We start from the raw sequence: 25,588 nt of genomic DNA, 5'->3' as shown, positions 1-25,588 counted from the left end.
AAGGAGGAAATCCCTAATTTTAAAGCGCATTACGAAGCATGATCTGAAAGGAGATTGCAATGCCGAAGATTTGCCTCGTCGGTGCCGGCAGCACCGTTTTTGCTCAGAATATCCTTGGAGACGTGCTTTCATCGCAAGGCTGCGACTTCACGATCAGCCTGTTCGACATCGATCCAGAACGTTTAAAGACATCGGAAATTGTTGCGCGCCGGATTTGCGATGCCCTCAAACTCGTCGGGGTCAAGGTGGAGGCGACGCTGGATCGGCGGGTGGCTCTGCGCGGATCGGACTTCGTGATCCTGATGATGCAGGTTGGCGGCTATCGGCCAGCCACGGTTACCGATTTCGAAATTCCAAAAAAATATGGACTAAGGCAGACGATCGCCGACACACTTGGAGTTGGTGGCATCTTCCGGGGGCTGCGCACTATACCAGTGCTGGAAGCGATTTGCCGTGACATGCAAGAGGTCTGCCCGCAGGCAATCTTGATGCAATACGTAAATCCCATGGCCATCAACTGCTGGGCGATCAAGGAACTAGCCCCGGAAATCCGAAGTGTGGGTTTGTGCCATAGCGTCCAGCACACGGCCGGACACCTGGCGAAATGTCTCGGTGAAGACGTCGCAGACGTGAACTACGTTTCGGCCGGGATAAATCATGTCGCGTTCTTCCTGCGCTACGAGAAGGTTCATCAAGATGGGCGCCGTGAAGACTTATACCCGCGCCTCAAATCCCTGGCAGCTGAGGGGCGTGTTCCGGCGGATGACCGCGTTCGCTTCGACGTGCTCAAACGGCTCGGTTACTTCGTAACAGAGTCGAGCGAGCATTTTTCCGAATACACATCCTGGTACATCAAGGAAGGAAGGGGCGATCTGGTTGATCAACTCAACATTCCTCTCGACGAATACATCCGTCGTTGTGAAGTTCAGATAGCTGATTGGCACGCACTGCGCAGGGACCTTGAAGGCGACAAGCCGATCGAGGTTTGCCGGAGCAATGAGTATGCCGCAGGGATCATTCACGCGGCGACAACGGGCATTCCAGCCCTGATTTATGGAAACGTTCCAAACAACGGACTGATAGAGAACCTGCCGAGCGATTGCATTGTCGAAGTGCCTTGCCATGTGGATCGCAATGGAATTCAGCCGATCAGGATAGGGCGGATACCCTCGCAGCTTGCGGCCGTCATGAGCCTGAGCGTTTCCGTTCAAAAGCTCACCGTTGAAGCCGCGCTGACAAAAAATCGAGATCGCATCTACCAGGCGGCCCTGCTTGATCCCCACACCTCCGCGGAACTCTCTCCCGATCAGATCTGGAGTCTTGTCAACGACTTGATCGAGGCACACGGAGACCTCCTGCCGACATATCACTGAATGGGATTGCCGCTCAGGGGCTGACCGTGCGCAGTTCCCACTGCCCTGCTTTTCACCGCAAAAACATCAGAAACGATCAGAAATGTGATTGACTCTGATTAATTGCGGTGGGAAGGTGATTGATATTGTATCCTCGGAGATGTGAATGAGCCAACCAATCGGGGTTAAGGTCGATCGTCTGGATGCTATTCGCAGCCATTTGTATGCGAACGGATTTTCGACGATCCAGGCGCTGGCTGATGCAACCGGTTCATCGCTTGCGACCGTTCGGCGGGACCTCCAGATCCTTGAGGAAGAGGGTGCGATCGACCGGGTGCATGGGGGGGCCCGCATTGCCGAGGGATCGTCGATAGAGATTGCATTTCAGGAGCGGGAAAAGCAGCACCTTTCGGCCAAGCGGGTCATCGCGACGGCCGCCTATGAATTGCTTCATCCGCGATCCGCAATCTTCCTCGATGCGGGCACTACCGTCCTTCAGCTTGCTCGCCTGATCCGCATTAACCCGCTGCCATTGAGGATCTTCACCAACGGCCTGACCGTCGCCCAGGAGTTCCTGAATATCCCGAACCTCGAAGTGGTCTTGCTTGGTGGCCAGTTGAGGAGTGAAAACGCTTCGCTCGTGGGCCCCCAGGCCGAGGCGATGCTGGACGGCATATGGTTCGATCAGCTCTTCCTTGGTGTCAGCGCCATTAGTCCTGATGGCGCGATCTACAGCGTTGACAGCGCCGAGGCGAGCTTGAACCGCCACATGCTCGCCAGATCGGCGAATCGCTTCGTCCTCGCCGATTCCTCAAAGTTCGGGACAATGGCCACCTACAAGGTCGCGCCGCTGAATGTCGCACAGGTTATCACTGACTCCGGACTAGCGGTTCATTGGCGAGACGATCTCGCAAAGCTCGGCGTCGCGACCACGATCGCGGAGTTGGGGGGAAGGAATGAGTGACGAGTTTGTCCTGGGAATTGATGGCGGGGGCAGCAAGGTCCTGGTCGCGTTAGCTGACAGGTCCGGACGTATTGTGAAGTCGTCTCGCGGTCGTGGCGTTAACCCGATGGATAATCCAAACTGGCTGCAGGAACTGGAAGAGCAACTTGGACCGTTCCTCAATCACCAAAACGTGGCCGCAGTGGCCGCGGCCCTGCCTGCGTTCGGGGAAGTTGCTCGCCTGTCGGAACTGCAGCAGCAGGCCATTGAGCGCCTGTTTCCCAACGCGCGCCGGCACATCCTCAACGATGTCGACGCTGCCCACCTTGGTGCGTTCGCCGGAAAGCCCGGTATCCTTGTCCTCTCGGGAACGGGGTCAATGGCTTGGGCGCGCAACGCCTCTGGCCAATCTGCACGGATCGGCGGATGGGGCGATCAAATCGGAGACGAAGGCAGCAGTTACTGGATTGGCAGGAGCGCGCTGAGTGCAATCAGCAAGAGCCTGGATGGTCGGGCTCCCCCGACAGCACTTTCCACGATTCTATTCGATGAATTGCAGATCGAAGCGGCCGATCCGATGAATGCGCTGGGCGACTGGGTAACCCTGCTACCCAATCGAAGAGCAGGTATCGCAGCGATTTCCACATTGGTGGATAGGGCTGCTCGTTGTGGCGACGAGGTGGCGATCGGGCTGATCGAACAGGCCGCTGACGAGCTCGCCAGGCATCACAGTGCAATCTCTGGACATTGTGACAACGACGCATCGTGGACCTATGCCGGAGGCAGTTTCAATAGTTCGCTGCTCCTGGGATCTCTGGCGCGCCGAATAGGAAAGTCCCCAGTCCCCTCGAAGCTTCCCCCCATTGGTGGCGCGCTACTTGCCGCCGCCCAACTTCTCGACTGGTTCCCTGATGAGAGCTGGTTCGGGCAAGTCGCTGCCACCGCCGACAGCGTTGGCACGTCTGCGAATAAACTGAGCATTAAGAACAATGAAGGATGGGAACATGCATAAGTTTATCTTGCCATTACTCGCCTCGGCGGCCCTGGCGATCGTAACGCCAGCTCATGCCGATGACGCCAAGCCACTCGCCGGCCAGTCCATTACGGTTTTGATGCCCTCTCCGCAGGGCCCGAACATCGCGGCAGACTTCGAAGCTGAAACCGGAATCCATGTCGATCTCCAGACACTTTCGTGGGACGACATTCGACCGAAGCTTGTCACTGCTTTGGTGGCGGGTACTGCGCCTGCTGACGTGACCGAATTCGACTGGTCGTGGACGGGGCAGTTCAGTGCCGCTGGCTGGTTCCTGCCTCTGAACGACGTGATTGATGCAGATACCGTGAAGGATATTGGCGTCGCGAAAATCTTCACGGTCGACGGAAACCTTCTTGGCGTTCCTTATACCAACGACTTCCGCGTCATGCTTGTCAACAAGAAGCACTTCGCCGATGCGGGCATTACGGAAATGCCGAAGACGCTTGACGCATTGGTTTCGGTCGCCCGTAAAATCAAGGAAAAGGGCATCTCTGAATATCCGATCGGCCTTCCCGTCTCCGCGACGGAGGGCGCCTCGACCAGCTGGTACCTGTTGACGAAGGCCTTTGGTGGCGAACTCTTCGACAAGGATTTCACTCCACTTTTCACGAAGCCGGATTCGGCTGGCTACAAGGCGCTTGCCTTCGAATTGATGCTTCTGAAGGAAGGGCTGGTTGATCCGGCGTCGACCGGTCTGAAAGACAGTCAGATCAACGAAAGCATGTTCTCGCAGGGTCTCACCAGTATCATGATTTCCGGCGAGCCCGGTCGTCTCGGGCAAATGAATGATCCGAAGCAGTCGAAGGTTGCCGGTCAGGTTGAAGCAATCCTGGTGCCCACGGCAAGTGGTGAGACACGCAGTTTCGGTCTGCCGGAGGCGCTTGCTATACCGAACGTCTCTGCCAACAAGGATGCCGCCATCGCCTTCGTGAAGTGGTTTACCAGCAAGGACTTCCAAAAGAAGAATGTCGTGAATGGGTTTCTGCCAACACGCACTTCGGCCCTGTCGGAGCTCAACGATGCTGGAAAGCTGAACAGCGGAGCTGCACTTGTTGCGCAATCCAAGACAGTTGAGCCGCTGTTCCCGCAGGGAACGCCTCCATGGTACCCGCAGTTCTCCAGCGGCGTAAATACCGCGATCAATAGCGCAGCAAAGGGCCAGATGACTGTCGATCAAGCGGTGGCGGCGATCGCCGATGCCGCCAAGCAGGCCATGGCGCAATGACCGCTTTTGCATCGCAAGATGTGACCAGCAAGCGTGGGGTCGGCTTTAACGCCGACACCACACTCGGCCTGTTACTGGTGGCTCCGATTGCAATCACGATGGCCGCCCTGGTTTTCTACCCGATGGGTCGAACCGTGTGGGACAGCCTGCACAGGGTCAACCCCATGCAAGCCGGAACTCCGTTCGTGGGGTTGGAGAACTACACGCGGATGCTGTCAGACGCGCAGCTCGGAACGACGTGGGCAAACACGCTCATGTACGTCGTCCTTGCGGTGGCAGCGGAAACTGTCTTCGGCGTCCTTGCGGCGGCGCTGATCAACCAGGTGAAGGTGGGGCGCCAGTGGGTGCTGGCGGCCGTCATTCTTCCCTGGGCACTTCCCGGTGTCGTGAACTCGGTAATATGGCTTTGGATCTACCAGCCTGGTGCAGGCCTGCTCAACGGCATTCTGTCAGCGCTTGGCCTTCCGTTCGAAAATCATGTCTGGTTCAACGATCGCACAAGTGCCATCATCGCTGTGACCGTCGTTCACGTGTGGCGCATGATGCCATTGACGGTCGTGATTGTTCTCGCCGCGATGCAGAGCATACCCGCTCATCTTTACGAGGCTGCGCGCATCGACGGGGCCACTCGCCTGCAAATGTTTGGATTGGTCACGCTTCCGCTTGTTCGCAGCGCAATCGCCGTTGCCATGACCAACGCCACCGTTAACGCCTTCAATCTCTTCGATGAGGCTTGGGTACTCGCCGGTGCCAGCCTGGAAACCAGGCCGATTCTCGTCCAGATCTACCTCGAGACCTTTCAGAACCTGCGCTTCTCATACGGCATGGCACTTTCTGTGGTGATCACGCTTGTATCACTGCTCATCTCCCTCGTTTACGTCCTTCGGGTCTATCGCAACACACGGTTCGACTGATGAAGCCCACAATTCAGTACCGCATCATGATTTGGGTCGGCGTTGCAGCGCTGTTGCTCTGGTCCCTCGGACCGATTTACTGGACAGTTGCGAGTTCTGTGACGCCAACCGAAGACTTTTCGACCCGGCCGATCCGCTTCTTTCCACAGCACTTCACCCTCGATCACTATTCGAGGCTTCTCGGTATTAATATTGCCCGGATCGGTGGGGTCGAGGTCTTCAAACAATTCCGAGCCGCATTGATCAACAGCGTGGTGACGTCGGTGGCTGCCACCTTGCTCTGCGTGGCGGTGTCGGCGCTCGGAGCCTACGCGTTCACACGACTACAGTTTCCCGGTCGCAAAGTTCTCTTTGTGGCGGTTGTTGCGACCCTGGCGGTCCCTGCCTATGCCGTTCTGATCCCGCTTTACCAGATCATGATCAAACTGCATCTGGTTGATACATATGTCGGGGTTTCTTTGATCTATGTGTCTGCCTTTCTGCCCCTGTCGTTGTGGCTACTTCGCAGTGTCTTCGAAGCCCTTCCGATTGCGCTTGAAGAAGCAGCCCAACTCGATGGGGCAGGGCGACTCTACATTTTCTTCAACATCGTGTTGCCCCTTGCCGGCCCTGGATTGACGGCAGCGGCGATTTTGACCTTCCTTGGCGCGTGGGGACAGTATTTGGTGCCGCTGATCTTCTCGCCTCAGGCAACGAAGCCAATGACGGTGCTCATTCCCGAGTTCGTCACCAAGAACTTCATCGACTACGGCCTCATCACAGCAAGCGGATCGATTGCAATCGTCATCCCCGCTCTCGTCGTCATTTTCCTGAATCGTTACCTGGTCAGCGGCCTGCTGGCCGGCTCAGTCAAATAAATCGGAGTCCACATGAACACGACCGAGAAGGTTATTTTCGAACAGTTCCCCTACTGGGAAAAGGCTATTGGCGCCAACACGTCCGTAGAGGGTGCCGAGTTGTTGGTGTTCGTTGGCTGCGGCACGTCCTATAATCTCGCGCTCTCGCTCGCGGCGTATGCCAACATGTCAGGTCGCAAAGCCATAGCCGTGCCCGGCGCGGAATGGCAGAGCCGACCGTCCGCCTTCTGGCCTGATTGGCAAGCGACACACGTCATCGCCCTATCGCGCAGTGGCGAGACAACCGAGACCGTCGCAGCCGCAAAGGCAAGCCGCAAAGCTGGCGCCTTCGTGACGGCTATAACCGTAGAGGCTGAAAGTTCGCTCGCAAGGAACTGCGATCGGTTGGTGACATCCGAGACTCATCCGCAGGAGGGGATCGTCATGACGGTTTCGGCAAGTCTAATGGTCCTCCTCGGTATGCAGGCAATTGGGCAGCCAATCCCCGGCTCCATTGGCGCTTCCGCCCGCAAGCTCGCCAATGCACTCGATGCAGTCCTTCCGACAATTATTGCAGACCGATCGCATTTCGTCTTTCTCGGCGGCGGACCGTTGTTTGGTGTCGCTCTGGAAGGTGCGCTCAAACTCATGGAAATGAGCCAGACGATGACACAGGCGTTTCATCCGCTGGAGTATCGCCATGGCCCAATCAGTCTCGTCGACGAAAAGACCGCGGTGGTCATGCTTTACAGCTCAGACCAGAAGGAGGCTGAGGTGAAGCTGGTCGAGGAATTGAGGGAAAAGGGCGCGGCTGTCATCGGAATTGGCGGACCAGGAGACGTTGGGCTGCCCATTGACGTCGACCTTTCGCTGACAGGACTGATTATTCTTCCAGCGTTGCAGATCCTCGGCGAGCGCGTCGCTCAGGCTCGCCAAATCGATACCGTTTCTCCCAGACACCTGACCAAAGTCGTGAAGCTCGCATGACACGGATCGAAGAAAACCGGCAGACCGCACTTGGAAAGCTTTTCGGAGGAAGATCGCTTCCTATTCCCCGCGGCATCACTTCGGTTTGCTCGGCGCATCCACTTGTCATCGAGGCCGCGCTTCGGCGCGCCGGGGCCGAAGAGCAACCAGTTCTCATAGAAGCCACGTGCAATCAGGTAAACCAGGAGGGCGGCTATACCGGAATGACACCGGCGGGCTTTCGTCGATTTATCGAGGGCATCGCTACGGAACTGGATTTCCCGACTGAACGGATCATCCTTGGCGGCGATCATCTCGGCCCAAACCCCTGGAAATTCCTGGCGGCCGAAGAAGCCATGGCGCGCGCCGAGGCGATGGTCGTCGCTTATGTAGAGGCCGGGTTTGAGAAGATTCATCTAGACACATCGATGGGTTGCGCGGGTGAACCAATCGCTCTTCACGACGAGTTAACAGCTGCACGCGCCGCGCGGCTGGCCAAGGCAGCCGAGGAAGCTGCTCTTCGTTCAAATCGTCGTCCGCCGGTTTACATCATCGGAACTGAGGTACCACCACCCGGTGGAGCAACCCATGAAATCGCGGACATCGACATCACACGTTGTGACGCCGCTCTTAAGACTTTGAAGGTCCATCAGGAGTCCTTTGCGCAAGCAGGAATAGCTACGGCGATCGCTCGCGTTATCGGCATCGTGGTCCAACCCGGTGTCGAATTCGGCAATTCAAATGTTGTGCTCTACAAACCCGAAAGAGCAAAGAGCCTGATTTCGGCCCTGGATGAAATGCCCGGGTTGCTGTTCGAAGCACATTCCACCGACTACCAGACAACCGAGGGCCTGGCTGCCCTTGTTGACGGCGGGTTTGCTATCCTCAAGGTTGGGCCTGGTCTCACCTTTGCCCTTCGGGAGGCGTTGTATGGCCTCGATGCCATTGCCTCGATTACTTGCGGAGACCGCGAAACGACACTGGTCGAATCCATGGAATCCATCATGTTGGATCGGCCTTTGAATTGGGCGGGGCACTACGGTGGAACCGCCGAAGAAATAAAGCTTCAACGTCACTTCAGTTACAGCGATCGAATCCGCTATTACTGGCCAGATCCGCGAGCGAGCGCCGCGGTAGACGAGTTGTTCAGCCGTTTTCACGGCGATATCCCGCAGACCTTGATCAGCCAATACCTCGGCCGGGTCTACTCCGATGTCGTTTCAGAGCGGATCGGTGCGAGCGCTCGCGATTTGTGCCTGGCAGCGATCGATGCAGCGCTTGCCCCTTACTCAATGGCAACGAGCAGGTAACGATCAGTACCGACCCTCGAACGAGACGACTATCGAACAGAGATAACTGCCGGAGAACATGATGGCGTCAGTAACAGTCGCGAATGCCCGAAAGAGCTATGGTCATTTTGAAGTGCTGCACGGGGTGGATATTGATATCCAGGATGGCGAGTTCGTTATTCTTGTCGGTCCGTCCGGCTGCGGCAAATCAACCCTCCTGCGAATGATTGCAGGGCTTGAAGAGATCTCGGGCGGTAGGATCTCCATAGGCAGCAAGATCGTGAACAATGTCGCACCGAAAGAGCGCGATATCGCAATGGTGTTCCAATCCTATGCGCTTTACCCGCACTTGACCGTTGAAGCCAACATGGGGTTTTCGCTCAGGCTTGCGAAGGCCCCGAAGGAAGAAACAAGGAGACGTGTTCGGGAAGCGGCACAAATACTTGGTCTCGAGTCACTTCTGGAAAGATACCCTCGAAATCTCTCGGGTGGACAGCGGCAGCGTGTAGCGATGGGCCGCGCGATCGTGAGAAACCCGCAAGTCTTTCTGTTTGATGAGCCGTTGTCGAACTTGGACGCGAAGCTGCGCGTGCAGATGCGCTCCGAAATCAAGCAACTGCATCAGCGGCTAAAGACAACGACTATTTACGTGACCCACGATCAGATTGAAGCCATGACCATGGCCGACCGGATTGTAGTCATGCGCGACGGATCTGTTGAACAGATTGGCTCGCCACTCGATCTTTACGACTGCCCCGCAAACTTGTTCGTAGCCGGATTTATCGGCTCCCCGGGGATGAATTTTATTCACGGCAAAGTTAATTCATCGGGTCCGCTTGAGTTCATCGCTCGTGGTGGTGCGAGGCTGCCTTTGCCCCAAAATGTCAGTGTGAAGCCTGGATCCGACATCATTTACGGGGTTCGGCCCGAGCACCTCTCGATCGGTGCCGGTTCCGCTGCAAAGGTTATCCTGACTGAACCCACAGGGGCCGAAACGCAGCTCACGGCCAAGCTCGGTTCCGACAATGTCATCGTATCGGTAAGGGATCGACTTGACGTCCGTCCGGGCGATTCACTGCTGCTGGCACCAGACCTGGACAAGATCCATCTATTCGACGCCAGAACGGAAAAGCGCTTGCACTCAAACTAGACGGCGCTCTGCCGTTGTATCGCGGACACCAAAAGGGAATAGCTGCATCCTGATCGGTGACGCTATCTTCACATTTCGATCGATTGTTGTTGCGTATTTGCCGGACATCGACAGGGGTGATGGTCGCGCCGTGTTATCATTTGAGCTCAATCGGACAGAAAACTGGGACAGTCCTATCGGACGCTCGCAGCTGAACGGGGCCGAGGCGTTAGGCGGAGCTCCGCAAGATGAGATCCGCATTGAGGAGTACCCGCTCTTTGTCAGAGGTGGCTGCGACTTCGCCGTCGAGGTCAATCATCTCGAACAAAAGCTTCGTTGCCAGTCTGCCGATCTCGTTAAAATTCTGGGCGACGGTCGTGATCGGTGGACACGCGTAGCGTGAAAGGGGATGATCGTCGTGGCCGGCGATTCTGAGATCGCTGTCTGCCGTTCGGCCGACCTTCAGTCCGCGCTGATAGGCAGCGGCTATAGCGCCAAAGGCGATGCGATCGTTTGCGCAAAGCACGGTCTTGGTTGGAAAACCGCCCCCGTCAATCCAGCGTAGCGCCTCCTCAAAACCGATGCGCTCGAAGTCCCAATCCGCCTTCTCGGAAAGGGGCAGGACGACGGGCTCCATCTGCAACTCGCGCATCGCTTCCACGTAGGCCGCTGCACGAGTTCGGGCATTGGTGTTGACTGGCGGCATTCCGAGGTAGCATGGGGGCTCCCCGGACCGACAAAGATAGTCGACGATAAGCTGAAAGCTCTTGCGGTTGTTGGTGCCGACAAAGGGCGAAATGTCATCAAGTGGAGAGTCGACGAAAACCAGTGGGATCGCGGCTGCAAGGGTCAGCAGTGTTTCCTGATGAGACTGAACACCAAGTGGCGCAATGATGGCACCGGCCACGTTCATCGACTTCAACGTCTCAATTGCCCGAGCTTCCAGCTCCGGGTTGCCGTCAGAGGAGAGAATGAAGGCCAGAAAGCCGCTGGCATTTGCGATAAATTCCACGCGCCGCGTCAAAGCCATGTAGAAGGGATCGGTTGAGTCCGGGATGATGATCCCGATGATGTTGCTGCGGCGACGGTTCAGATTGACAGCGAAGATGTTCGGGCGAAACCCGCTTTCCTTCAACGCCGCTTCGATGATGTTGCGGGTCTTGATGCGGACCGAGCTTGGATCGTTGAAATATTTGGATACGGTCGGGCGGGACAACCCGACATATTCGGAGAAATCCTCCATGGTCCTGATCGGTTTGCTTGTCAAAGCCGGTCCCACCCTCGTTCATGCTTAATCGATTTAAACTATAGGAACACTTCAAGCAGATGTCTGCCCGTCGCGCAACCGTCGCACTGGCTAGGCGCGGCAGGCCTCGAAGTAGTCATCCAGCACGTGATCGATTGCGGCGATAGTCAGATCTTGCGCCCGTGGCTTGACCTTGCCTGCGCGCACCCCAGCGTAGCTTGCCTGAAGGTACTGGCTGATCAGAGTCTCCGGAATATCAACGCCGTCGAGGAGCGTGAACATTGCAGTCACTGCGGCGTCGATCTCGGAATGGGGCCAGTAATAGCGGACGCGGTCCGAATAGCTGAAATGGCGCTGAATATGCCGGTCGGCCTCGGAGCCATGATAGTATTTTTCCCAGTTCTTCGGCTCGGCTGTGAGGACGCGCTCGATGGTAGCCACGAGCGTTTCCTTGCGCTTGCCGGCAAACAGGAACTCGGCGATCCGGTCCAGCCCGTAATAAGCTTCGCGCAGTGCAAAGGTCAGCCCCGGCCCGACCTTCAAGATGGCAAAGCCATCAAGCACGAGGCGACGCAGAGCATCTTGCGTCTGGTAGTCGGTCGAATGCGCCTCGAATACCAGACCCGGAAGATCGGATAGGGCGGCGCTAAGAGCTGCGGCTCGTTCCGGAACATAGGAAATGACGTTCTCGTTGCCAAACTCGACGCCGGGCTGCACGACTGCGCCGACAACACGGGAGAAGGCGTCCGGGACACCGGCCGCCTCAAAGGCATCCCGATGGACGCTGATCGTCTCGCGCGCAGCTTCCGGCTTCGTCACGTCCAGTACATCAAGCTCCTCCATCGCACCGCCAGGAATTGGAACCTCGGTGCCGACGATGTAGACCGGCTTGATGCCGTTGATGCCGTCCAATGCCTCTTCGGCAACGGCGGCAAGTCGGGCAGCGCGAGAAGCCGTGATTGCGTCGGGGAGGGCCACTGGCTCGCCGGCGCAGCCCATGCTGGTGTCCAGGTGCAGCTTGGTGAAGCCGGCCTTCGCATAGGCTTCGATCATCGTGCATGCCTTTGCCATTGCTTCGTCGGCTGGCAGATGTTTCCACGGATTGGGTCCGAGATGGTCGCCGCCGAGGATCAGCCTTCCAAGATCAAAGCCCGTTTTAGCGGCAATATTCTCGACGAAAGCGCGAAAGTTGGCGGGCGTCATTCCTGTATAGCCGCCGTCCTGGTTTACCTGGTTGCACGTCGCTTCGACAAGCAGATGCACGCCGCGGCGCCGCGCATGCAGCATCGAGGCCTCGATGACGGCAGGATGGGCAGAACATACAGAGGGAATGCCCTTGACGCCGTCGCGTCCGCGCCACTTTGCGATATCGGATAGGTAGCTTTTCTGCATGTTACGCATTCCCTTGCGATTGGATGAGCGCGTCCAGTTCTGCGCGGGTCGAGGCGCCCTCCATCGGGCCTGCCTTGGTCACGGCGCGTGCACCGGACGCATTGGCGTAGCGCAGGACTGCTGCGGGTTCCAAGCCGGCGAGCCAGAAGGTCACGAAAGCTGCGCCGAAGCAGTCGCCGGCGCCGGTCGGATCGACCTCCTCGACCTTGTAGCCCGACTGATCGAGCCACGTATCCTTGTCGAAATAGCTGGCCCCCTTGTCGCCGCGCTTTATGACGATCGCCTTGATGCCCTTGGCAAGCAGTTCGGCCACGGCCTCCTTCTCTGTCTTGGCCTCGGCAAAAAGGAACAGCTCCTCGCCGCTCGGCATGAAGAGGTCGGTCTTTGCGAGCACGGCTTGCAGCGCCTCGCGCATGCCAGGCGCATCAAGTATTTCGGGCCGCAGGTTTGGATCGAAGGATACCGTTCCGCCAAGGGCCTTGACCCTTTCGGTCGCCGTCAGGATGCTCTTGACGACGCTCGGAGCATAGAGCGCCGTCCCCATCACATGCATGTGGGTGCAGGTATCGATGAGGGCGAGCGTGTTGTCCGACAACTCGATGGTGCCGCAGGCGCTGTGACGGATGTTGAAAACGAACGCCCGGCTCCCGTCCTCGCGATAGCGCACGAAAGCACTGCCTGTCGTGCCCTGCGGCACGATCTCGATACCGGAGATGTCGACGCCGTCTGCCTCTAGCCGGTCGATGTTGACCCAGCCGAAGTCGTCATCGCCGACGCGGGAAATGATCGCGCATTCCTGGCCGAGCTTACCGACCTGGTCGATGAAGATCGCTGGTGCGCCGGACGGAAAAGGTCCGATGAGTGGAACAGCCTCGCGGAAGCCATCGCCGCGTTGCGTAGCGATGATCTCGACGAGAATTTCGCCAATGGTAAGTATCTTGGACATGCCGGGTGCTTCCCTTTTCTTATTGCTTCGCCCGCTTCGCGCGCACGTCGAGATAGACGGCCACGAGAATGACCAGGCCCTTGACGATGAGCTGGTAGAAGTAGGGAACCGATAGCATGTTCATGCCGTTGTTGAGCACTCCGATGATGAGCGCGCCAATCAGCGTGCCGATCATGGTGCCGACCCCACCCGACAGGCTTGTGCCGCCAAGAACAGCCGCTGCGATTGCATCAAGCTCGTAGCTCATGCCTGCATTCGTCTGGGCAGAGAACAGGCGGGAGGAAAGCAGGATGCCACTGATCGCCGCCATGATCCCCGAGATCATGAAGATGACAATCTTCAGCCGGTCCACCTTGATGCCGGAATAAAGGGCCGCTTCGCGGTTACCGCCGGTCAAATAGGCACGGCGCCCGAAGGTCGTCTTCGACAAAAGGATGTGGTTGAAGACGAAAAGCACGGCAACGAACCAGATGACAAGGGGAATGCCGAGAAGGCTCTGGGTGCCAATCGCAGTCCAGCTCGGATCCATGATCATGGCTGGCGCGCCATTAGTCGGCAGGCTGACGAGGCCGCGATAGATGCCCATGGTCGCGACGGTCACGATGAAGGACGGCAAAAGAAATTTCGCCGTCAGCACGCCGTTCACGAAACCGAGAAACGCGCCGGCGAACAGCGTTAGCAAGACCGCTGGCACGAAGCCGAGGCCGAATAGAAAACATTGCGCGCCGACCATCCCGGCAACCGCGATGATGGAACCGATCGAAAGATCGATCTCGCCGAGAAGGATCACCCAGGTCATGCCGAAGGCCGCAATGGCGATCACAGCGACCTGCTGCAGCACATTCAGGAAGTTCGCCAGCGACATGAAGCGCTGGTTTGTGATCGAGAAGATCACGCAGAGAACGATCAGCGACAGGAAGATGCCGCCATATTGTTTCATTACGCGCATGAAGGCGGCGTTGGCCGCGAGCTTGTCATTCATGATAGGAATCCCGTCGCAAAGCTCATGATCTGTTCCGGCGTCATCTGGCTTTTGTCTGCGATCGCCGTCATGCGGCCTTCACTCATGACCACAGTTCGGTCGCTCATGCCGATGACTTCGGAAAGCTCGGAGGAGACAAGCAAGATTGCTGTGCCCTCCGCCGCCAGCTGGCGGATGATCTTGTAGATTTCAAATTTGGCACCGACGTCGACGCCGCGTGTTGGTTCATCAAGGATGAGAATTCTCGGCTTGGTCAAAAGCCACTTGGCGAGCACAATCTTTTGCTGGTTGCCGCCCGAAAGTGAGCCAGTTGTCGTCTCAAGCGAGGTGGTCTTGATCGCGAGCCTGCCGATTTCGCTGGCAGCGGCAAGCCGCTCTCGCCGGCGCGCTAGGAAGCCGAGCCGACCAGCAAACTCATCGAGCGCCGCCATCGATATGTTGCTTTCAACGCTGTGGCTGAGAACCAGGCCTTCCTCCTTGCGGTTCTCGGTGACGAAGCCGATGTGCCTGTTGATCGCGTCGACAGGCGAGGCAATTTTCACCTCCGCACCGTCAATGGCGATCGAGCCTGCCGATGAATGGTGCACGCCAAACAGCGTGTTCATCACCTCGGATCGTCCGGAGCCGATCAGGCCGAAGAAACCAAGAATCTCGCCGGGTCTGACATCGAAGGAAATGTCCTGAAACTCACCCTCGCGCGACAGACCCTTGACCGCAAGCACCGGCTTCACGTCGATTGCGGGCGCGGGCACGGCGCGGGGCGGATAGATCTCGTTCATGTCGCGACCGACCATCAGCGCGATCAGCTCGTCGATCGTCGTCTCGGTTTTGTCGCGGGTGGTGATATAGCTGCCGTCGCGAACAACCGTTATGTCGTCGCTCAACCGCATGATTTCCTCCATGCGGTGGGAGATGTAGATGATGGCGACGCCCTGCGACTTCAGGCGCGCGATGATCTCAAACAGGATCTCCGCCTCGCTGTCGCTGAGTGATGAGGTCGGTTCATCGAGAATGACGACCTTGGCGTTGATGCTGAGGCCCTTGGCGATCTCGACCAGCTGGCGTTGGGCGATCGACAGGTCCCCGACCTTATCGGTAACGGAGACCGGCAAGCCAAGTTCATTTACGAGCTCGGCGGCTTTGCGCACGAGCGCCTTGTCGTTGATGAAGCCGGCGCGTGTGGGCTCGCGCGTGGCGAGGATGTTTTCCGCGACAGTCAGGTTGTTGCAAAGGCTAAGTTCCTGAAAGACGATGGTTAGGCCGGCATGGGCCGCATCCTGGGGATTGGCGGGATGATAGGGCGCACCGTCGAGGACAATCGTACCCGACGTCGGCTGGTAAACCCCGGCAAGGATCTTCATCAACGTCGATTTGCCGGCTCCATTCTCGCCGAGGATGGTGTGTACGCGGCCGCGTCGCACGCTGAGCTGCATGTCCTTCAACGCCAAGACGGCGCCGAACACCTTGGTCACACCCTTGATTTCGAGGATTGTACTACCGCATGCGGCGTCCATGACGTCATCCTTCAGGTCGAGCGTTACGATGGCCCACGGCAAGGCGTGGGCCATCGGAAGTGAGCGGTCCTTTTCTCTGGAAAAGCCGTCTCGGGAGGAGGAGTGTTACTTCTTGACGTAGACGCCCGGGACGATCGGTTGGCTTTCCGGAACGGTTTCGCCGGCCTTCAATTTTACCGCGGTATCGACCGCGAGTTTGCCCATCTGGTCCGGGAACTGCTGGATCACGCCGACCATATCGGGATCGCTGTCGACCGCCTTGATTGCCTCAGGCATGCCATCAAAGCCGATCACCTTCACCTTGCCGGTCAGGCCTGCCGACTTAACGGCAACAGAAGCGGCAAGTGCCGCATCGTCGCCAAAGCCGAAAATGCCGTTGATGTCGGGATTGGCCTGAAGCATGTTCTGTGCGACGGCCAGCGCTTCTGCGCGGGTAATGCCGGTCTGAATTGAAACGATCTTGATGTCGGGATGCTTGGCAATGGCGTCCTTGAAACCGTTAACGCGATTCACGACAGACTGCACGAGCGGGTAGTCAATGATCGCGACATTGCCCTTGCCGCCCAGCTGCTCGGCCATGAGTTCGCCGGCCTTGACGCCGCCAGCATAGTTATCGGTGCCAATGTAGGAGGCGACCGTGGCGCCTTCGACGGGAACGTCGACAGTGACAACCTTGATGCCCGAGGTCTGCGCACGCATGACAGCGGCCAAAGCGCCCTTGCTGTCGACCGGCGACATGATGATTGTGTCGACACCCTTGACTATAAAGTCTTCGATGTCCGCCAGCTGTTTGTTGAGATCCTGGTTGGCGATGGCGATTTCGGCGTTGACGTTTTTTTCCTTGGCTTCGGCGGTAATCGCCTTTGCCAGCTCGTTGTAAAACGGATGCTGCTGCGTCAGCAGTGACACACCAATTCCGTCAGCATGCGCAGATGCGGCCGCAAGGGCAAAGGTTGCGCCGGCAAGCAGGGATTTTGCGAAAGAAGAAAGAGACATGATCCTCCCCAGTGTAACGAAGGCCGTTGAGCCACATCCGCGAGACGGGCCTCCTGTCGTCGGCGGATGGCGGGAGAGATACTTTCAAAATTAACGCGCGTCAACTTTAAAAGATACGCGCGATAACATATGTACAAAGCTGCTCTCCTTGACAGCTTTCCGCGACATCACCTTGGCAACCACCTCGCGCCAATACATGGGATATCCATGAGTTGCAGCGGCACCGTCGCGTCACCACGGCAGTCGGGAGTTCGACATGCAGATATTGACGGCTTGTCATGCATGGAATGCTGACGATCCCGGCCTTATTGTTGTCGCAGGAGCAACACATGACGCTTGCCTGGCCCTCGAAATAGAGGCTGGTCAATACGCCTGGCGAAGTCGCCGAGGCCTTGCCGGCCGCCTGGCCAATCGACGATGGTGAAGACTACATCGTCGTCGTCAGGGGATGTCTGACATCAACGGAAATTCGTCCGCCAGCGATGCGCGCTCAGTCCTCATCCAGACGGCGACGGAATAGGGGATCTATGATGACCGTCGTTCGCTAAAGCTGCCGAAAATGCTTGGCAGCCCGACGTTTGGGACCATCACTTTCAAACTAAGGTGAGGTCGCAAGAGAGGCGTTGTATGGACCTCGATCCGAGTCGAGAATGATCAGGCGTCGATGACCATACGGTGCAGAAAGGCCCGGCGCCCTGTCCGGCAAATGCAGAGCCCAACTTAAAAGCCGCCTTGCCGAAACGCTCCCGATACCAGCTTGAAGTTCCGACGATCCGGACATTGGCAACGAGGCAGCGGACCGTGCGGACAGCGTGAAGCCAGACGTCGGACCTTCCCTGAGCAAAGGGAGGAACTTTCGTGTATTTTGCTCCGGTTCCGCGGCACCGATAGATGCCGTCTGAATTTGATCAATCGCTGCACCCACCGCCTCTTCCGGAGGCCGGAGATTCGGGATCGGAACGGCATACAAGGAAAGATCCGCGATTGGCGCCTGGCCGTTCGCCCGGGCAGTGACCGAATTTGGGCCTGCCTGGTGGGAAAGGGCCCTCTCGGCGCGGCTGGATGGGACTGGAACGAGTGCGACCTCAATGGGGCCGGCCGAAGGGCTCGCCTGGCCGGGTTCGACAGCATCTTCCTCGTCGGCTGTTGCAGCGTTCTCGATCGAGCCAGATTGAATGCGCTTGTTGTGGTTGGCGACAGCCTGGGCGTAGCCCGGAAGGGGTCTGCCGTCAGCCGGGACATGCATGGTGCGCCCATTCGGGAATATGCTTGCGAGTTCCTGCCGCGACATCCGCGGCCACGCCCTTACTCGACCGACGTCAAGGTGCACGAAGGGGGACCCGGAACGGGGATAGTATCCAACACCGCCGATCTGCAACTGCATGGCAAGCGCCCGCAATGTCTGCAGTTTCACACCAGGGATGTAGAAGTCCATCGCTTTGCCAAGCATATGCTGGCTTGTCTTTGCAACGCCGGAGCTTCGAGAACGCGAGCGCAGCATCTTGTTCGTCGTCGGAGATCTGTAAGCTGATACAACGTGGATATAGTCACGCGCACCGCTGCGATGATAAACCTCCCAGACGAGATCTAGCAGACGCGGATCCATCCGCGTGGGTTCGTTTTTCCGCCAGTCACGCAAAAAGCGATTGATCTGCGCGAGCCCTCTCGGATCAAATCTTCCGTCGCGTTTGAACGTGATCGTGGTTCGCTCTCCGGTGTGCGTAAAAAAGAGCTTCAAGGCACGATCCTCTGCCTCGGCGGTCATTCCTGATAGGAGAACGGCGAGTGTTGCGATCGCCGCTTGCCGAGCGCGTCTGGCGATTGACCATAGCGCTCTGCCGACAGCACCGAAGATGCACGGCGTCAACCGCCTTTCCGGATCATCAGACATGGCCAACCTCAACCCTTTGGCCTGGCAGGCGTGCAGACGGTTTGCAAAGCCAGGCATGCGAGAGGCAATTATGGTCAACAAAGTCCTAACAACCTGTTGACGCATCCAAGGGGATGCGCATTTTGCTGCATGCTTGGCGGGTAGAGGAAGTGACCCGGCGTGGAAGCTTACGCCTTATACCTTTCCAGCGCAGTCAGGTGCTGGACCGGCGGGTCGGCATCGTCCCAACGGTATATTTCAGTTCGCAGGAAGTGAAGTTCGTCTGCCAGAAGATCCTCGTCGACTTCGATCCACCAGGACTTCGGACGACCGTCGCTCCCGTCAGACCAACGATATCCCCGTGCTTTGAGGTGATCCTTCATGTCGAAAGGACTGTGTTCGGCAAACAGACGAGCGCGCGATCGCTCGGAGGCCCTGAGCAGTTCGGCGAAAGGCTTCTCAGCTTCCGCTTTCTGATGGTCGAGGACTTCCAGCAGCGCGAAGCAATCGTCAACGGCGCGATGGCCAACGTGGAAATAGCCTGCCTGACCGACAAGGTAGCCGAGCTTTGTGCCCTCGAAACCGCGCGCGCTCCAGTCGATCTCAGAGACCGAACACGCCCAGGCCTTGTCTTTGAAGTCCGGAGAAAACCTCTCACAGAAAGGGCGGTCAAAGCCGGCATTATGGGCAATGATGAGATCTGCCGGTTCGATAATCCGCCGCAACGACGCCATATCGATCTGTTGCCCCGCCACCATCTCGTCGGTGATCCCCGTCAGTTGGGTAATCCCCGGGGGAATCGCGGTTTGTGGCTGCTGCAGTCCAGAATAGACATCAACGATGTCCCCGATTTGGCCTTCGTCATCGAACGTGAAGCTTACCGCACCCATCTCGATGATCTCGTTCTTGCGGTGATCAAGGCCGGTCGTCTCGGTGTCGATGAGAACGCCCAGGCGTCCAAATTCCGGTCGGCGACGTGTGGGAGCGGAACGGGGAGCAAGCCTGCGTAACACGCGGTAGTCCCCGGTTGCCTCCAGGCATTCAACAATTTCCTCTGCACTCCAACCGATCGACTTCCGATCGGTTCGGCGAATACGCTCGATTTGCAGTTCGCTGGCCGCCAGCGTCGAAGCAAACATATCGAGTTGTTTTGTCATTCAGTCCTTCGTTCAGCTCAGCCGCATTTTAGAACGTGGCGCCGTCCCACATTACATCAATGCAAAGCCAGGTGTTTCTCGATGACGGACAGTATCCCCACCTTTTCTGCATGGAACGGGGTCACCTCCAGGGGGCACCGGGCCCGTCCAATGGGATCGCGCCTGCGAATTCCCGTGCTCATCGTATGCAACCAGCTTCGGTCCGTCCTTGAGCGAAATTCGGTGAACTCCGGCATTCATCACATTCGCGCCCGGCCAGATCCAGTTACTCTTGACCTATTCCGGGCGATCAGCCGGAGCGACCAGAATGTTGACGGTCCGACAGATCGTCAACAGGTTACGCGCTTTGCAATGGGCGTGATTACGTCGTCCAGCAACAGAATGAACGGCCATTTCGATCACAGCATTTTAATCTCAGCGTCTGTGCCAACGCAGTTCATCGCTCCTACTCCGGCGCCATATGTCGGGACCGTGCAGTGTTGGTTCCCGTCTCGGCGCAGCCGTTTGTCTCGACCCGCAAATCTGCGAGTTCAAATCTCTGTCACCTCCGTTCACGCTGATTGCGTAACCCAAATTGCGGAGGATTTTGATCATGCAGGCAGTCGCACTCAGTCAACCCCGAACATCCCGTGACCTAGATCTCCTTGAACAAATGTATCGTCTGCGCGCCCGTGTCTTTGCGCAACGCTTAGGCTGGGTCGCGTGTAAGGGCGAGCGCGAGTGCGACGAATTCGACGCGCTTGAGCCGACCTACATTCTGGCAATCGATGAGCAAAGCAATGTCGTTGGCTGCGCGCGCCTTCTTCCTGCCTGTGGCCCAACGATGCTGCAAACTCTATTTTCATGCTTGCTTGGGGGTGGTGACACGTTCCGCCCTCATGCGTCCATGATCGAAAGCTCGCGCTTCTGTGTCGACATCGACCATTGTCACGGAATGGAGGGGCGTCCGCTGCACCTGGCGACCCGGACGATGTTTGCCGCAATTGCGGAATGGTCCTTTCTCAACGGCTACAACGAGATCGTCACAGTAACCGATGTCCGGCTCGAGCGACTTCTCAATCGCTCCGGTTGGCCGATGAGACGTCTGGGAGAACCTCGCCTCATCAACGAAACGCCAAGTGTTGCGGGTGTTCTCGCCGCCGACCAGGCAACCTTCGAACGGATCTGTCCCGCCGACTACCATTCTGAATTCGTCGAAAGGGTGAAGGTGGCGTAAGGCAGACATTGGATCGGCGTCCGGCGCATCCGCACTTGAGGGATGTATTCATCTCGCCATCAAGAGACGACAAAGGACTGTTCGGCCGCGGTGGCCGAACAGGTTCTTCGATAGGAACTGTCAGATCAAACCCAGTTGCAGCGCCAGGGAAAGTGCCTGTTTCAGGTTCTTTACGTTGAGTTTCGCGCGGATGTTGTCGAGATCCCAGCGAACGGTGTGGTAGTTCAAGCCAAGGATCTCGGCGATGTCCTGCATCGACTTCCCCGCGGCTATCCATCCCAAGCACAGCGCCTCGCGGTCGGACAATCCTGGCTGACGCTGGGTTGTCGGACAATTCGTCGAGACGAGACGCGAATGCAGAAACGTCGCCGAGGTTGCGGCGACGGCGCATTCGGTTTCGCAGAATTCTCTTGGACGCAAATTTTGAGAGGAAGCCAGGGTCAGCATTGCAACCTGCCCGTAGCACACGCGTATCGGCACAGTCACCCCTGCGCGAATGCCGAACTGCGACGCCGCGTCCCAGAAACCGCGCTCGTCTTTCGTCGCCCGTCGTCGTTGCTCATCGACGCACCACTGAAACGCCCGCATCATCCGTTTGCCCATAGTGACGACGGGATCCAGCGCCATGTATGAGCGGCCGAAATACATCGCCTGCCAGTCCTGCGGATAGTTCGATACGGCAAAGCTCCTGGCGCTTACGGCGTCGAGATTGAGATATGCGAAGCGCTCGAAACCATGCTTGGTGGTGATCCTCGCAACGGCGGCGCGAAGCGAATCCTCGGTGGACGTTGTCGCGGTCGAATCGATCATTTCGTGAAAAAGAGTACGCATATTCATAGCCGATAAGCTCCCCCAGGATGCGCAAAGCTCCATGTGGACGCTGATGTCGACGACCACCCTTGCGCAATTCAATGAACCCCGTCGTCGCCTGCGCGACGCCAACCCAGCTTTCAGCCCGTCCATGACGATCAGGCGTGCATACGATTAGTTGCATGGTTCTCGCGCATCAATTGGAACGGTGTCCGGAAACAAAACTTAATAGTTCGCGGACATGGCCTAGCCCGCCATCACGTAGGCCGTGAAAACATATCCTCCAAGTCTCACTGTCTTGAGCAGGCGAGGGTTCGGCGGATCGTGTTCTATCTTTTGACGCAGACGGCTGATGTGGACGTCGATGCTGCGCGTCACGGGTCCTGCAACACCGGCATGCGTCGATGTCAGCAACTCTTCGCGTCGCATCAGCCTTCCCGGGTTCCGGCACAGTGCCAGCAGCAGATCGAATTCTGCAGAGGTGAGATCAACGATCTGGCAGTCCGGACCCCAAAGCTGGCGTTCAAGAACGCTGAGACGAAAGCCGGCGAAGGTGAATGCTAGCGGTTGCCGATGTGTGGGAATGCGGGCGTGTGAGGCCCGTCTCAGAAGGTTGTTGATCCTGGCGACAAATTCAGGGATCGAGACGGGAGGTGACATGCAATCATCGGCCCCGGCTTCTAGCGCCAACACGATCAGATCCGCCTTGAAGGGCTCCACAATAAGGAAGATCGGGATGGCGCTGCTGGTCCTGATTTGCCGACAGAAGTCGATTGCTTCGTTTGGCGATGAAACGGCATCGACGATCACCGCGTCATATTGCGATCGATAGAGATGCCTTCGCAGTTGAAGGATGGAGTGTACCACCGACACAGCCATCGCCTCCTTTTCGATTGCAGCAATGACTGGATGAGCATCCGTGCCGCCGTTATCCGCAAAGATGATCTTCGCTTGAATGAGTTCTCTCCGCCTGCCCTTATGGATTGAATGCCATGTCGGAAGCGTATGACAGGTCCGACGATAATCCCTCTAAGGTTGCGGTCAATATTTACTCTTGCCAACTCGCATAATTGCTAATCCCGCCTTCTCAGGCATTTCGATTTAATCTTTAAAGGCAATTTGCAACCTTTGCGTGTTACTTATGTCGAGAAGACTAAACTCAAGATGATCGGCACTATCACTCGATGGGCTCATTCGTTGGGGCCGTGCCTTTGGCGGTGCCGTCCAGCTGCGGCTGAGCCTTGCGTCCTTTACAGGAGAGGTTGCGACAGGTCAGGCAGGGTAGGGGTTTTGCTGCCACATGGGGATCATTGCAGTGCTCCTCATCCTCCAGTCTGCTTTCTTCCGACGACAAGTTCGACATTTCCAAAGGGGTACACATCTGGTTCTCCGGAGGGGACGAGGTGAGAACAAAATTATGCAGCCGTTCCTTTGCAGCCTCCAATTTCACGACAAATCAATTCATTGGCCATTCATATCAATGGAAAACCAGCACTTGGGGATACCAAGGCGTAATGTCCGACAGGTGCCGTCTGCTTCGTCCCGTTCTTAGATGTCGTGTGAACATCGTAGAAATATTTCTTAATCGAGCGTTGGACATCAATGTTTGAAGCGCACCCTCTCTCGTGAGATTGTACGGGTGCCAAAACACAACAACAGCGACAGTATGCCATGAGACCGACGATTGTTATCGGCTCAGGGGACGGCGATCTGTGCTTCATTGCCCGCCACCTTCTAGAGCATTCCGGCTTTGCGACGAGCCTGCAGTCAGAAGCCAATGACATCGTTATCGCCGCGCGCCAAGACAGCGTCTGTGCGCTTCTGATTGACGGCCGGGTCAGGGACGCAGTTTCGGCCTGTGCGCAGATTTGCGATCTTCGAGCAGGCAGCGCGATCATCATTGTCGCCCTGGTTGACCCGGGGGCGCATGGCCAGGGTCTCGCCTTCCTCAACGCGGGCGCCGATGAAGTCTTTACCCGACCGGTTCCGCCCAGTCATCTGCTTCGGGCATTGATGATGCAAGGCACGACACAGCGCCTGAGATATGGCGACATCGAGATGGACGTGGCGGCGCGGCGCGTGTGGCGTGCCGATTGCCCCGTCTACCTTCCACGGATCGAGTTTGCCATCCTGCGCTACTTCCTTCTTCAGCCCGACAGGATTTCCGACCGCAGGGAGATCATCAGGCAGTGCTGGCCAAGTGGAATATACGTCGATTGCAAGACGGTGAACGTCCACATCGGGCGACTGCGCAGGTGTCTGAGGATTGAGGGAGCCCCTGACCCCATTCGTACGGTGCGCGGCATCGGCTATGGCATCGGCTCCGTCTCCCTGCCCGAAAGGAGAGCGCGATGGCGTACGAAACCTTGATCCTCAATGGCCGCGTTGTCACGGGAGATGGATCAACAGTTCACACCCGCGGTTCCGTCCGTGTTCGCGGCAGAACGATTGTTCAGGTCGCGGAGGGTCAGCTTGCGGCCGCCGCGGGATCGCTTGTCATCGACGCCGACGGCTACACGATCATTCCCGGCATTATCAACGCGCATGCGCATGGGTGTGTGCACGGCCCCTCGATGCCGAGCGGGTCCAAGCCCTTTCGGTCGAGCGACGTCGATTACTTTCGCAACCGACACCTGCTTTCCGGCACCTCTACTCTCCTGAATGTCTGCGGCCTCGCACTGGCCGATGAAATCGACGATGGGCGAAACAACCATCCTCTCGACATACATATCACGAGCGCGCATACGCCGAGCAACCTTCGTGCCGCACTTGCAATTGACGGCGCCGGTCTCAGCGACCGTCATCATGCAGCGACCATCGAGACGATGATTGGTGCTGGGGTGCGAGCGCTTGGCGAAGCCGGCGGTGGTCAAACGCTTGGGGGAGGGGCCCAGGACTATCGCTTCATACCGGACGCGATATTTGCATTGTCGGGCATCAGGCTCTCCCCGAAATGGGCGCGAAGTCTCAAAGAAGCCGTCCTTGGACGCACCCTCGACGGTAAGGACGCAGCTCCAATTGAACTGATCGAAGCACTTCTCGCCGAATGCGGTCTGTTATCGATCATGTCCGCCCAGAAACTTGTAGAGCTGATAACGAAAACCGTCATGCCCCCTGTCGCGCTCTCCTTGAGAGGACTGGAGGAGATTGCCGCAGCCAGTGCGCACTATGGCCTGCCAGGCATATTCCACCACGCGCTCCCAACAGCACGAACATTACTGAACCTGGCAGTGCGATATCCATCAGCCCGCGTTGTGGCGGCTCACGCCAACCATCCCTCGTTTCGTCCGGATGAATGTGTTGCCTCCGCACGCGAACTCAAGAAGCGTGGCGTCGTCATCGACGTTTCAACACTCGACTGCATTACAACCCGCTGGCGCAACGACGCGACCAACATCGACCTCCTGGTCCGTGAGGGGCTTGTCGATACCTTGTCTACCGATTTTGCCGGCGGCGATTGGGACAGCATCCTTGCAGCGATCAACCGCATGGTACAACGAGAGCAGACGACGTTGCCTGGCGCGATAGCGCTTGCAACCGGCAACGTTGCTCGGATTTTCCCCGAGTTTGCGGGAGACAGGGGCATTCTCGCTCCTGGAAAGCGTGCCGATGTTGCGATTGTCGAAAGCCACAACCTTGCTCGCGTGCGGCACCTGATGATCGCCGTTTGGAACGGTGCGAGAAGCGACAAAATCCCCAAGCACCCATGAAGCGTCCGGTTCCAGCATCAGGACGTAGTGTGCCCACATGAGGCGCTCACATTGCGATG

General features: G+C 57.6%; 22 protein-coding genes. 12 read left to right on the top strand and 10 right to left on the bottom strand.

The window, feature by feature from the left end:
- Positions 1-59 precede the first annotated feature (59 nt).
- From IB248_RS05050 to ugpC, 9 genes are all read left to right on the top strand, one after another.
- Positions 60-1,373 (top strand): alpha-glucosidase/alpha-galactosidase, encoded by a 1,314-nt coding sequence (locus IB248_RS05050; RefSeq protein ID WP_192240443.1) that lies wholly within the window; start codon positions 60-62, stop codon positions 1,371-1,373.
- Between the two features lie 145 nt (positions 1,374-1,518).
- A complete protein-coding gene (locus IB248_RS05045) occupies positions 1,519-2,316 on the top strand; it encodes a DeoR/GlpR family DNA-binding transcription regulator (RefSeq protein ID WP_192240442.1) in 798 nt (265 codons plus the stop codon).
- A complete protein-coding gene (locus IB248_RS05040) occupies positions 2,309-3,307 on the top strand; it encodes a BadF/BadG/BcrA/BcrD ATPase family protein (protein WP_192240441.1) in 999 nt (332 codons plus the stop codon). The genes IB248_RS05045 and IB248_RS05040 overlap by 8 nt, the downstream gene beginning before the upstream one ends.
- Positions 3,300-4,556 carry a sugar ABC transporter substrate-binding protein gene (locus IB248_RS05035; protein ID WP_192240440.1) on the top strand — a complete coding sequence of 419 codons (1,257 nt, stop codon included), beginning with the start codon at positions 3,300-3,302 and terminating at the stop codon, positions 4,554-4,556. Before IB248_RS05040 ends, IB248_RS05035 begins: the two co-directional genes overlap by 8 nt.
- On the top strand, positions 4,553-5,470 hold the full coding sequence (locus IB248_RS05030; protein WP_025659171.1) for a sugar ABC transporter permease: 918 nt from the start codon (positions 4,553-4,555) through the stop codon (positions 5,468-5,470). The genes IB248_RS05035 and IB248_RS05030 overlap by 4 nt, the downstream gene beginning before the upstream one ends.
- Positions 5,470-6,327 carry a carbohydrate ABC transporter permease gene (locus IB248_RS05025; protein WP_037215255.1) on the top strand — a complete coding sequence of 286 codons (858 nt, stop codon included), beginning with the start codon at positions 5,470-5,472 and terminating at the stop codon, positions 6,325-6,327. Before IB248_RS05030 ends, IB248_RS05025 begins: the two co-directional genes overlap by 1 nt.
- A gap of 12 nt (positions 6,328-6,339) precedes the next feature.
- Positions 6,340-7,293, top strand: a complete 954-nt coding sequence (locus IB248_RS05020) for an SIS domain-containing protein (RefSeq protein WP_192240439.1) — start codon at positions 6,340-6,342, stop codon at positions 7,291-7,293.
- Positions 7,290-8,582 (top strand): D-tagatose-bisphosphate aldolase, class II, non-catalytic subunit, encoded by a 1,293-nt coding sequence (locus IB248_RS05015; protein WP_192240438.1) that lies wholly within the window; start codon positions 7,290-7,292, stop codon positions 8,580-8,582. The genes IB248_RS05020 and IB248_RS05015 overlap by 4 nt, the downstream gene beginning before the upstream one ends.
- 61 nt (positions 8,583-8,643) lie before the next feature.
- The gene (gene ugpC / locus IB248_RS05010) at positions 8,644-9,711 is read left to right on the top strand and encodes a sn-glycerol-3-phosphate ABC transporter ATP-binding protein UgpC (protein WP_192240529.1); all 1,068 of its coding nucleotides are present in this window, start codon (positions 8,644-8,646) and stop codon (positions 9,709-9,711) included.
- Between the two features lie 208 nt (positions 9,712-9,919).
- Here ugpC and IB248_RS05005 read toward each other — a convergent pair whose 3' ends face one another.
- The 8 genes from IB248_RS05005 to IB248_RS04970 all read right to left on the bottom strand — a co-directional run bounded on the left by IB248_RS05005 (position 9,920) and on the right by IB248_RS04970 (position 19,793).
- Positions 9,920-10,933: a LacI family DNA-binding transcriptional regulator gene (locus IB248_RS05005; RefSeq protein WP_025659166.1), complete on the bottom strand. Its 1,014-nt coding sequence runs from the start codon at positions 10,931-10,933 to the stop codon at positions 9,920-9,922.
- Between the two features lie 114 nt (positions 10,934-11,047).
- Positions 11,048-12,328 (bottom strand): D-tagatose-bisphosphate aldolase, class II, non-catalytic subunit, encoded by a 1,281-nt coding sequence (locus tag IB248_RS05000; RefSeq protein ID WP_025659165.1) that lies wholly within the window; start codon positions 12,326-12,328, stop codon positions 11,048-11,050.
- A 1-nt stretch (position 12,329) separates the two neighbouring features.
- Positions 12,330-13,274, bottom strand: coding sequence for a sugar kinase (locus tag IB248_RS04995; protein ID WP_025659164.1), 945 nt, complete (start codon positions 13,272-13,274; stop codon positions 12,330-12,332).
- Positions 13,275-13,293: 19 nt separating this feature from the next.
- Positions 13,294-14,256, bottom strand: a complete 963-nt coding sequence (locus IB248_RS04990) for an ABC transporter permease (RefSeq protein WP_025659163.1) — start codon at positions 14,254-14,256, stop codon at positions 13,294-13,296.
- Positions 14,253-15,770, bottom strand: coding sequence for a sugar ABC transporter ATP-binding protein (locus IB248_RS04985; RefSeq protein ID WP_192240528.1), 1,518 nt, complete (start codon positions 15,768-15,770; stop codon positions 14,253-14,255). The genes IB248_RS04990 and IB248_RS04985 overlap by 4 nt, the downstream gene beginning before the upstream one ends.
- A 105-nt stretch (positions 15,771-15,875) precedes the next feature.
- Positions 15,876-16,766: a substrate-binding domain-containing protein gene (locus tag IB248_RS04980; RefSeq protein ID WP_169680818.1), complete on the bottom strand. Its 891-nt coding sequence runs from the start codon at positions 16,764-16,766 to the stop codon at positions 15,876-15,878.
- Positions 16,767-17,364: 598 nt separating this feature from the next.
- Positions 17,365-18,657: a DUF882 domain-containing protein gene (locus IB248_RS04975; RefSeq protein WP_169680820.1), complete on the bottom strand. Its 1,293-nt coding sequence runs from the start codon at positions 18,655-18,657 to the stop codon at positions 17,365-17,367.
- Between the two features lie 167 nt (positions 18,658-18,824).
- On the bottom strand, positions 18,825-19,793 hold the full coding sequence (locus IB248_RS04970; protein WP_192240437.1) for a 3'-5' exonuclease: 969 nt from the start codon (positions 19,791-19,793) through the stop codon (positions 18,825-18,827).
- A gap of 592 nt (positions 19,794-20,385) precedes the next feature.
- Between IB248_RS04970 and IB248_RS04965 the strand changes: the two genes are divergently transcribed.
- On the top strand, positions 20,386-21,009 hold the full coding sequence (locus IB248_RS04965; protein ID WP_192240436.1) for an acyl-homoserine-lactone synthase: 624 nt from the start codon (positions 20,386-20,388) through the stop codon (positions 21,007-21,009).
- Between the two features lie 120 nt (positions 21,010-21,129).
- Here IB248_RS04965 and IB248_RS04960 read toward each other — a convergent pair whose 3' ends face one another.
- Positions 21,130-21,846, bottom strand: coding sequence for an autoinducer binding domain-containing protein (locus tag IB248_RS04960; RefSeq protein ID WP_018856392.1), 717 nt, complete (start codon positions 21,844-21,846; stop codon positions 21,130-21,132).
- A 219-nt stretch (positions 21,847-22,065) separates the two neighbouring features.
- Positions 22,066-22,698 carry a response regulator transcription factor gene (locus IB248_RS04955; protein ID WP_192240435.1) on the bottom strand — a complete coding sequence of 211 codons (633 nt, stop codon included), beginning with the start codon at positions 22,696-22,698 and terminating at the stop codon, positions 22,066-22,068.
- Positions 22,699-23,490: 792 nt separating this feature from the next.
- On the opposite strand from IB248_RS04955, the gene IB248_RS04950 reads away from it, so the two are divergent.
- Both IB248_RS04950 and IB248_RS04945 read left to right on the top strand, forming a co-directional pair.
- Positions 23,491-24,189, top strand: a complete 699-nt coding sequence (locus tag IB248_RS04950) for a response regulator transcription factor (RefSeq protein ID WP_192240434.1) — start codon at positions 23,491-23,493, stop codon at positions 24,187-24,189.
- On the top strand, positions 24,171-25,529 hold the full coding sequence (locus IB248_RS04945; RefSeq protein WP_192240433.1) for an amidohydrolase family protein: 1,359 nt from the start codon (positions 24,171-24,173) through the stop codon (positions 25,527-25,529). Before IB248_RS04950 ends, IB248_RS04945 begins: the two co-directional genes overlap by 19 nt.
- The last annotated feature ends 59 nt before the right edge of the window (positions 25,530-25,588 follow it).

Source organism: Rhizobium sp. RHZ01 (assembly GCF_014851595.1).
Taxonomy (GTDB): Bacteria; Pseudomonadota; Alphaproteobacteria; order Rhizobiales; family Rhizobiaceae; genus Rhizobium; species Rhizobium altiplani.
Note: the sequence above shows the minus strand (reverse complement) of the source record. Positions and strands in the feature narration are given on the sequence as shown.

Excerpts from the sequence above, each read along its gene's own strand:
- IB248_RS05050 (WP_192240443.1), top strand. The coding sequence starts at position 60 with ATGCCGAAGATTTGCCTCGTCGGTGCCGGCAGCACCGTTTTTGCTCAG.
- IB248_RS05045 (WP_192240442.1), top strand. The coding sequence starts at position 1,519 with ATGAGCCAACCAATCGGGGTTAAGGTCGATCGTCTGGATGCTATTCGC.
- IB248_RS05040 (WP_192240441.1), top strand. The coding sequence starts at position 2,309 with ATGAGTGACGAGTTTGTCCTGGGAATTGATGGCGGGGGCAGCAAGGTC.
- IB248_RS05035 (WP_192240440.1), top strand. The coding sequence starts at position 3,300 with ATGCATAAGTTTATCTTGCCATTACTCGCCTCGGCGGCCCTGGCGATC.
- IB248_RS05030 (WP_025659171.1), top strand. The coding sequence starts at position 4,553 with ATGACCGCTTTTGCATCGCAAGATGTGACCAGCAAGCGTGGGGTCGGC.
- IB248_RS05025 (WP_037215255.1), top strand. The coding sequence starts at position 5,470 with ATGAAGCCCACAATTCAGTACCGCATCATGATTTGGGTCGGCGTTGCA.
- IB248_RS05020 (WP_192240439.1), top strand. The coding sequence starts at position 6,340 with ATGAACACGACCGAGAAGGTTATTTTCGAACAGTTCCCCTACTGGGAA.
- IB248_RS05015 (WP_192240438.1), top strand. The coding sequence starts at position 7,290 with ATGACACGGATCGAAGAAAACCGGCAGACCGCACTTGGAAAGCTTTTC.
- ugpC (WP_192240529.1), top strand. The coding sequence starts at position 8,644 with ATGGCGTCAGTAACAGTCGCGAATGCCCGAAAGAGCTATGGTCATTTT.
- IB248_RS05005 (WP_025659166.1), bottom strand. The coding sequence starts at position 10,933 with ATGGAGGATTTCTCCGAATATGTCGGGTTGTCCCGCCCGACCGTATCC.
- IB248_RS05000 (WP_025659165.1), bottom strand. The coding sequence starts at position 12,328 with ATGCAGAAAAGCTACCTATCCGATATCGCAAAGTGGCGCGGACGCGAC.
- IB248_RS04995 (WP_025659164.1), bottom strand. The coding sequence starts at position 13,274 with ATGTCCAAGATACTTACCATTGGCGAAATTCTCGTCGAGATCATCGCT.
- IB248_RS04990 (WP_025659163.1), bottom strand. The coding sequence starts at position 14,256 with ATGAATGACAAGCTCGCGGCCAACGCCGCCTTCATGCGCGTAATGAAA.
- IB248_RS04985 (WP_192240528.1), bottom strand. The coding sequence starts at position 15,770 with ATGGACGCCGCATGCGGTAGTACAATCCTCGAAATCAAGGGTGTGACC.
- IB248_RS04980 (WP_169680818.1), bottom strand. The coding sequence starts at position 16,766 with ATGTCTCTTTCTTCTTTCGCAAAATCCCTGCTTGCCGGCGCAACCTTT.
- IB248_RS04975 (WP_169680820.1), bottom strand. The coding sequence starts at position 18,657 with ATGTCTGATGATCCGGAAAGGCGGTTGACGCCGTGCATCTTCGGTGCT.
- IB248_RS04970 (WP_192240437.1), bottom strand. The coding sequence starts at position 19,793 with ATGACAAAACAACTCGATATGTTTGCTTCGACGCTGGCGGCCAGCGAA.
- IB248_RS04965 (WP_192240436.1), top strand. The coding sequence starts at position 20,386 with ATGCAGGCAGTCGCACTCAGTCAACCCCGAACATCCCGTGACCTAGAT.
- IB248_RS04960 (WP_018856392.1), bottom strand. The coding sequence starts at position 21,846 with ATGAATATGCGTACTCTTTTTCACGAAATGATCGATTCGACCGCGACA.
- IB248_RS04955 (WP_192240435.1), bottom strand. The coding sequence starts at position 22,698 with ATGGCTGTGTCGGTGGTACACTCCATCCTTCAACTGCGAAGGCATCTC.
- IB248_RS04950 (WP_192240434.1), top strand. The coding sequence starts at position 23,491 with ATGAGACCGACGATTGTTATCGGCTCAGGGGACGGCGATCTGTGCTTC.
- IB248_RS04945 (WP_192240433.1), top strand. The coding sequence starts at position 24,171 with ATGGCGTACGAAACCTTGATCCTCAATGGCCGCGTTGTCACGGGAGAT.